Origin of the sequence: Achromobacter sp. (assembly GCF_036567245.1) — a bacterium.
Lineage (GTDB): Bacteria > Pseudomonadota > Gammaproteobacteria > Burkholderiales > Burkholderiaceae_B > Achromobacter.
This window is the reverse complement of the sequence record NZ_DATCUY010000075.1, coordinates 1-7,099: the sequence shown is the minus strand read 5'-3', so window position 1 is coordinate 7,099 and position 7,099 is coordinate 1. Positions and strand designations below refer to the sequence as shown.

Here is a 7,099-nt window from a genome sequence, read left to right as displayed (position 1 = left end):
GATCGAAGGCTTCAAGCGCACCTACAAGGGCGAGGTCGTCGCCGAGATCTACACCAAGCTCGACCAGTCGGACTTCTCGGTGGAACTGGCGCGCGTTCGTTCGTTGGCGCCGGAAGCCATCTACCAATTCCATCCGGGCGGCACCGGCATCAACTTCGTCAAGCAGTATGCGGCGGCCGGACTGAACAAGAGCATCCCGATGCTGATGCCCAGCTTCTCGATGGACGCGCGCATGATCCAGGCTACGGGCGATGCGTCGGCCGGAGCTTACATCACCGGCATCTGGTCGCAGGACTTCGACAACGCGCAATCCAAGGCCTTCGTGCAGGCGTTCAAGGACGCCTACGGCCGCGTGCCGACAGACTACGCCATGCAGGCTTACGACACCGCGCAGTTGATCGGCGCCGGCCTGAAGGCCACCGGCGGCGATCTGTCCAAGGCGGCGGATTTCCGCGCCGCGCTGCGCAAGCCCGAATTCGCGTCGCTGCGCGGCAAGTTCAGCATGAACACCAATCAGCATCCGATCCAGGACCTGTATCTGATGCGCATCGAGAAGGCCAGCGACGGCAGCCTGTCGCCGCACCTGGTCCGCAAGCTGGTGTCCGATGACAAGGACGCCTACGCGCAATTCTGCAAGATGCCGTCATGACGCTCCTGTTTGAACAGCTGCTCAACGGGCTGCAGTTCGGCGCCATGCTGTTCATGCTGGCGGCCGGACTGACGCTGATCTTCGGCATCATGGGCGTGGTCAACCTGACGCACGGCTCCTTCTACATGGTGGGCGCCTACTGCGCGGCCTACGCCATCGGCACCACCGGCTCGTTCCTCGCGGGCGTGCTGGCGGCGCTGCTGGGGGCGGGCCTGTACGGCATTTCGGTCGAAGTGCTGGTGATACGCAAGCTGTACAAGCGCGACCACCTGTACCAGGTCCTGGCCACCTTCGGCCTGCTGCTGTTCTCCAACGAAGCGGTCAGCCTGATCTTCGGCCGGCGCCCGCCGCTGGTCGGCATTCCCTCTTTCCTGGAAGGCGCGGTGACGCTGGCGCCGGGGTTCCAGTATCCGCTGATACGCCTGTCGTTCATTGCCATCGGCGCGCTGGTGGCGGTGGGCCTGTGGTGGCTGGTCAACCGCACGCGCATCGGCATGCTGATACGCGCGGGCGCCGACGACCGCGAGATGGTCGACGCGCTCGGCATAGACATCCGCAAGCTCTACACGCTGGTGTTCGGCCTGGGCGCCCTGTTGTGCGGGCTGGCTGGCGTGATGGCTGCGCCGCTCCTGGCGGTGGAAATCGGCATGGGTGAACGCATCCTGATCACCACCTTCGTGGTCATCGTGATTGGTGGCGTCGGCTCGGTGCGCGGCGCATTGGCCGGCGCTTTGCTGGTGGGCATGGTGGACAGCCTGGGGCGCGCGTTCCTGCCGCAGCTGCTGTCGACCATGTTCTCGCCGGCCACGGCGGATCCGCTGGCCGCGGGCATGGCTTCGGCCAGCATCTATGTGTTGATGGCGATCGTGCTGATCGCCAAGCCGGGCGGGCTGTTTCCGGCGCGAGGATGAAGATGGCATACACACTTACGAACCGCGCCCGCTGGGGCCTGGGCGGCCTGGCGGTGCTGATCCTGCTGCCAGCCGCGGCGCTGGCCTCGGGCTCGCCCTTCTTGATCGGCGTGGTGACGCGTTTTTTGATCTACGGCCTGGCCGCGGTCAGCCTGGACCTGGTGATAGGCTACGGCGCCATGGTCAGTTTCGGCCACGCCATGTTCTTCGGGCTGGGCGGCTACGCGGTGGGCATCATCGCTTTCCACACGGCCGAGGCCGGCCCGATCTTCGGCTGGGCCGGCAGCAACGCGGCGCTGGTGGTATGGCCGATAGCGCTCATCGTGTGTGCGCTGGCAGGCTGGCTGTTCGGCTATCTGGCACTGCGCACGCGCGGCGTGCAGTTCATCATGATCACGCTGGCGTTCGGCCAGATGGTGTACTTCGTGCTGGTGTCGCTGCAGTTCTACGGCGGCGACGACGGCCTGATGATTCCGCAGCGCAATGAGCTGCCCGGCATCAATCTTGAAAGCCCCATGGTTTTCTACTACGTGTGCCTGGCGCTGCTGACCTTGTGGACGCTGCTGTGCATCCGCGTGACCAACTCGCGCTTCGGCATGGTGCTGCAAGCGCTGCGCCAGAGCGAGCGGCGCTCCATCAACCTGGGCGTGGCACCCACGCCGTACCGACTCAGCGCCTTCGTGCTGTCGGCGGTGGGCACGGGCCTGGCCGGCGTACTGTGGGCCAACTATGCCGGGCTGGTGACGCCGGACATGGCGGCCTGGACCAAGTCCGGCGAACTCATGGCCATCGTGATCCTGGGCGGCGTGGGCACGCTGCTGGGCCCGATTGCGGGCGCGGCAGTGTTCCTGGGGTTGGAGCAGATGCTGTCGTCTCTGACCGAGCATTGGCTGCTGTACATGGGACCCATCCTGGTACTGGTGGTGCTGTGGGGCGAGAAGGGTCTGTTTGGAAAGCTGCTGGAGACGCGTCATGCCGACTGATGCAAGCGCCAGCCTGTTGCGCCTGACGCAGCTGCGCAAGGCCTTCGACGCGGTGGTCGCGACCAATGGCGTGGACCTGGACGTGCGCGCGGGCGAGATCCACGCCATCATCGGCCCCAACGGCGCCGGCAAGTCCACCCTGATCGCGCAGATCTGCGGCGAGATCCGGCCGGACTCCGGCACCATCCACCTGGACGGGCAGGACGTGACCGCGCTGCGCGCCTTTGAGCGCGCGCGCCTGGGGCTGGGCCGTTCCTTCCAGATCACCGAACTGTGCCAGGAGTACACCGCGCTGGAGAACGTGATCCTGTCGCGCATGCTCAAGAGTGGCCGCGCCTTCCAGGCCTGGTCCAACCCGCGCCATGACGCCGCCTTGAAGACCGAGGCCATGCAGTGGCTGACGCACGTGGGGCTGGAGGACCGCCGCCATGTGCGTTCGGCGGACCTGGCGCATGGCGAGAAGCGGCAGCTGGAACTGGCGGTGGCCCTGGCGCGCGCGCCGCGCCTGTTGCTGCTGGACGAGCCCATGGCCGGCATGGGACCGGAGGAATCGGCGCGCATGACGCGGCTCTTGCAAGGCATGAAGGGCGACTACGGCATCCTGCTGGTGGAACACGATATGGACGCGGTCTTCGCGCTGGCCGACCGGATCAGCGTGCTGGTCTATGGCCGTGTGGTATTCAGCGGCTCGCCCGAGGAGGTGCGCCGTCATCCGGAGGTGCGCGCCGCCTATCTGGGAGAAGAACATGTTGAAGGTTGAAGGGCTGACCGGCGGCTACGGTTCCAGCAAGGTGCTGTTCGGCATGTCATTCGAGGCCAGCGAGGGCGAGGTGATCTCGCTGATCGGACGCAACGGCATGGGCAAGACCACCACCATCAAGACCCTGATGGGCATGCTGCCCGCCACCGGCGGCGCGGTGCAGTTCCGGGGGCGCACGCTGGGCCGGTCCGCGTCCAGCAGCGTGGCGCGCCTGGGCGTGGGGTTGGTGCCGGAAGGCCGGCGGGTGTTCGGGTCCCTGACGGTGCAGGAGAATCTGGTGGCGACATCGCGCGCCGCGCCGGGCGGATGGGACCTGGAGCGCGTCTACACGCTGTTCCCGCGCCTGAAGGAACGCCGCGGACAGTCGTCGCGGACCTTGTCCGGCGGCGAGCAGCAGATGCTGGTGGTGGGGCGCGCCCTTATGACCAACCCCAAGCTCCTGATCCTGGACGAAGCCACCGAGGGGTTGGCGCCGCTGATCCGGCAGGAGATCTGGCGCTGCCTGCGCGCGCTCAAGGGCGAAGGCCAGACCATCCTGGTCATCGACAAGAACCTGCCCGAGATGGCGACGCTGGTGGACCGCCACTACATCGTGGACAAGGGGCGGGTGGCCTGGTCGGGGCAGCCGGCGGAACTGTCCGCCCAGCCCGGGCTGGCGCAACGTTACCTGGGCATATGAGCAGGCCGCGCGGCGGGTATCGCGACCCGGGAGAGCGGGACAGGCATGCGCCGCCCGCGATCCGGGGCGCGGGTAGAATGGGCCGCCTGCGCGCGGATACGCGCCCCGGCCGCTGACATCTGGAGACCATCTTGAAGCCTAGAATCAAAGCTTCCCGCCAGGACGATCCCGGATCGGACGGGAGCGCCGGCGTGGAGGAAATCACGCTGTCGGAGCAGGTCTACCGCCTGCTGCGGCGCGACATCATGCGCGGCGCCTTCGCGCCGGGCCAGTCGTTGCGGCTGGAGCTGCTCAAGCAGCGCTACGGCAGCAGCTTCTCGCCCATCCGCGAGGCCCTCAACCGCCTGCGCAGCGAACGCATGGTCATCAGCACCACCTCGCGCGGCTTCAGCATCGCGCCCTTGTCGGTCGAGGAAATGTGGGATGCCTGTGAAACTCGCATCCTGATCGATTGCGATGCGCTGCGCCGCTCGCTGGCCAATGCCGATGACGCCTGGGAAACGCGGCTGGTCGGCGCTTACCATGCGCTGACCCTGGCCGCGCAGCGCGCCGAGGCCGCCGCCGAGCCGTCGGAAGAGTTGGACGAGCTGCTGGAGGCGCGTCACCTGGAATTCCACCACGCGCTGATCGGCGCGTGCCGTTCCCACTGGCTGCTGGACCTGTCGACCCAGCTCTATGCGCAGACCGAGCGCTACCGCCGCCCGGCGCGCGCTGGCGCAACTGCGTACGGGCCGGAGCGCAGCGTGGACGACGAACACCGCCAACTGCTGGACGCCGCCATCTCGCGCGACGTGGAAGGCTCCGTCGCCATGCTGGCCGCGCACTACCGCAAGACCGCGCAGTTCATCGAACGCATCATTTCCCAGCCCCAATCGCAGCTCCAATCGCAGGCCAGGCATGCATAACTCCGACATCGACCTCTTCTTCCCCACCATCGCCGAGCGCGAGGTGCAGTACAACGCACGCGAATCGGTGCCGGATTTCGACGCCTGCGTGCGCCGCTATGCCGAGTCCTCGGCCCGGGTGCGTACGCGTCGCCCCGGCGTGCTGGACCTGCATTACGGCATGGGCCAGGACGAAAGGCTGGACCTGTTCCTGCCCGCCGCCTCGCAGGCGCCCGCGCCGCTGTTCGTGTTCATCCACGGCGGCTACTGGCGCGCGCAGCGCAAGGAAGACGCGCCGGTCATGGCCGAGGCCTTCAACGCCGCGGGCGCTGCCGTCGCCACTTTGGAATACACGCTGGTGCCCGAAGCCACGCTGGGTGAAGTGGTGCGCGAAGTGCGCTCCGCCGTGGCCTGGCTGTACCGTAACGTGGCCACCTATGGCGTGGACCCCGAACGGATCTACGTCAGCGGCAGCTCGGCGGGCGGCCATCTGGCCGGCATGCTGGTCGCGCCGGGCTGGCCGGCGCGCTATGGCGTGCCGGATGATGTGATCAAGGGCACTCTGGCGCTCAGCGGGCTGTTCGATCTGCGGCCCTTGTGCGATGTGCTGCCGAACACTTGGTTGCAGCTGACGCCCGAGCAGGCGGCGCATCAAAGCCCGATCTTCCATCTGCCGGAACGCGCGGGTCCGATGCTGCTGGCGGTGGGCGGGCTGGAGACCCAGGGCTTCAAGAACCAGACGGCGGCATACGAAGCGGCCTGGAATGCCGCGGGCCTGGCGTCCACCCGCATCCCGACGCCGCACTGCAACCATTTCGACCTGGTCAATGAACTGGAAGACCCGGACAGCGACCTGACCCGCGCCACCCTGGCGATGATGGGGCTGGGCGCAAGGTGAGCGGGGGGCCGATGGCGTAAGCTTGGCGCCCATGGCCGACCTGAAACTTCTTGAAGACCTGATTGCCCTGGCGCAGACCGGCAGCTTCGTGCGCGCGGCCGAACTGCGCCACGTCACGCATCCGGCTTTTGGCCGGCGCATCCGCGCGCTGGAGGCCTGGGCCGGCGCGCCGCTGATCGAGCGCCAGCGCCTGCCCGTGGTCCTGACCGCCGAGGGCGAGGCTTTGCTCAAGACGGCGACCCAGGTAGTGGAGCAGATGGGGCAGGTGCGCCATCGCATCCGCAGCTTCGGCGCAGGCGGCGAGGCCGTGTTGCGCATCGCGACTGGCCGCAGCCTGGCCCGCACGCTGGTGGCGGACTGGATCGCGCGCCTGCGCCACCGCACGCCCAAGGTGCTGACCGAGGGCACGCAGGTCGAGCTGTCCACCGGCATGATGCAGGACATGGCGGCCCGGCTGGAGCAGGGCCGCGTGGACCTGCTGTGCTGCTACGAGCATCCGGCCCTGTCAGTGCAGCTGAGTCCCGGGCGCTACCGCTACATGACCTTGGGCACGGACAAGCTGGTGCCGGTCAGCCAGGCGGATTCCCGTGGCCGGCCGCGCTACGCGCTGCAGGAAGGCGGACCGTCGGTGCCCTTGATCACTTATGCGGGCGGCCTGGCGATGGAGCGCATCGTCGGCGACCGCCTGGAGGCCACGCCCTATGCCCTGGCTCCGTTCCTGCGCAGCGATTCGCTGGATGCCGCGCATGGCGCGGTCGCCAAGGGGCTGGGGGTGGCCTGGCTGCCCTGGTCCATGGTGGCGGCGGATTGCCGTCGCGGCGCGCTGGCCGCCCTGGGCGGCCGCAGCGAGGAGATCTCCTTCGAGGTGCGGCTGTACCGTTCGCGGGCGCGGCTGGCGGACCTGGCCGAAGCGGCCTGGGAAGCCACGGCCAGCCGCAAGGCCTGAATCCGCCTGGCGCATGGCCTGCGCGTGCTGAATCCGCACCAGCATGTGCTGACTTGGCACGGGATGTCCCTGGTGTACGTCCGAGAATAGCTCCCGAAACATCAAATGAGACGGCGCCGCCGTCCGCCATAGCACCCCAGGGAGAAAACATGAAATCCGTCCTGCATCCGTTGCGCGGCGCGCTAGCCGCGCTCTGTGCCGTTTCCGCGCTTGCCGCGGCGCCTTCCGCGCACGCGGATTATCCTGAGCGCGCCATTTCGCTGGTGGTCGGTTATCCGGCGGGCGGCAGCGTGGACTTGACCGCGCGCCTGTTCGGCGAAGAACTGGCCAAGCGCCTGGGCCAGAGCGTGGTGGTCGAGAACGTCGGCGGCGCCGGCGGCACCATCGGC

At 67.8% G+C, this 7,099-nt stretch carries 8 protein-coding genes and 1 pseudogene; all 9 read left to right on the top strand.

Annotated elements, in window-relative coordinates:
* Window positions 1-649: ABC transporter substrate-binding protein (locus VIR09_RS03140; protein ID WP_332011551.1), on the top strand; the 649-nt coding region annotated here is incomplete at its 5' end.
* On the top strand, window positions 646-1,560 hold the full coding sequence (locus tag VIR09_RS03135; protein ID WP_013391210.1) for a branched-chain amino acid ABC transporter permease: 915 nt from the start codon (window positions 646-648) through the stop codon (window positions 1,558-1,560). The genes VIR09_RS03140 and VIR09_RS03135, both read left to right, overlap by 4 nt.
* On the top strand, window positions 1,557-2,543 hold the full coding sequence (locus VIR09_RS03130) for a branched-chain amino acid ABC transporter permease (RefSeq protein WP_332011550.1): 987 nt from the start codon (window positions 1,557-1,559) through the stop codon (window positions 2,541-2,543). The genes VIR09_RS03135 and VIR09_RS03130 overlap by 4 nt, the downstream gene beginning before the upstream one ends.
* Window positions 2,533-3,303, top strand: a complete 771-nt coding sequence (locus VIR09_RS03125; protein ID WP_013391212.1) for an ABC transporter ATP-binding protein — start codon at window positions 2,533-2,535, stop codon at window positions 3,301-3,303. The genes VIR09_RS03130 and VIR09_RS03125 overlap by 11 nt, the downstream gene beginning before the upstream one ends.
* The gene (locus tag VIR09_RS03120) at window positions 3,290-3,982 is read left to right on the top strand and encodes an ABC transporter ATP-binding protein (RefSeq protein WP_332011549.1); all 693 of its coding nucleotides are present in this window, start codon (window positions 3,290-3,292) and stop codon (window positions 3,980-3,982) included. Before VIR09_RS03125 ends, VIR09_RS03120 begins: the two co-directional genes overlap by 14 nt.
* Before the next feature lie 131 nt (window positions 3,983-4,113).
* Window positions 4,114-4,887 carry a GntR family transcriptional regulator gene (locus tag VIR09_RS03115; protein WP_332011548.1) on the top strand — a complete coding sequence of 258 codons (774 nt, stop codon included), beginning with the start codon at window positions 4,114-4,116 and terminating at the stop codon, window positions 4,885-4,887.
* A complete protein-coding gene (locus tag VIR09_RS03110) occupies window positions 4,880-5,764 on the top strand; it encodes an alpha/beta hydrolase (protein ID WP_332011547.1) in 885 nt (294 codons plus the stop codon). The genes VIR09_RS03115 and VIR09_RS03110 overlap by 8 nt, the downstream gene beginning before the upstream one ends.
* A gap of 31 nt (window positions 5,765-5,795) precedes the next feature.
* Window positions 5,796-6,710, top strand: coding sequence for a LysR family transcriptional regulator (locus VIR09_RS03105; RefSeq protein ID WP_332011546.1), 915 nt, complete (start codon window positions 5,796-5,798; stop codon window positions 6,708-6,710).
* 149 nt (window positions 6,711-6,859) lie between these two features.
* A pseudogene (locus VIR09_RS03100) lies at window positions 6,860-7,099 on the top strand (tripartite tricarboxylate transporter substrate binding protein); the annotation flags it as partial.

What these genes read in the sequence shown, in the direction of transcription:
- VIR09_RS03105 (WP_332011546.1), top strand. Translation starts at nt 5,796, where the DNA reads ATGGCCGACCTGAAACTTCTTGAAGACCTGATTGCCCTGGCGCAGACC.
- VIR09_RS03125 (WP_013391212.1), top strand. Translation starts at nt 2,533, where the DNA reads ATGCCGACTGATGCAAGCGCCAGCCTGTTGCGCCTGACGCAGCTGCGC.
- VIR09_RS03135 (WP_013391210.1), top strand. Translation starts at nt 646, where the DNA reads ATGACGCTCCTGTTTGAACAGCTGCTCAACGGGCTGCAGTTCGGCGCC.
- VIR09_RS03130 (WP_332011550.1), top strand. Translation starts at nt 1,557, where the DNA reads ATGAAGATGGCATACACACTTACGAACCGCGCCCGCTGGGGCCTGGGC.
- VIR09_RS03120 (WP_332011549.1), top strand. Translation starts at nt 3,290, where the DNA reads ATGTTGAAGGTTGAAGGGCTGACCGGCGGCTACGGTTCCAGCAAGGTG.
- VIR09_RS03110 (WP_332011547.1), top strand. Translation starts at nt 4,880, where the DNA reads ATGCATAACTCCGACATCGACCTCTTCTTCCCCACCATCGCCGAGCGC.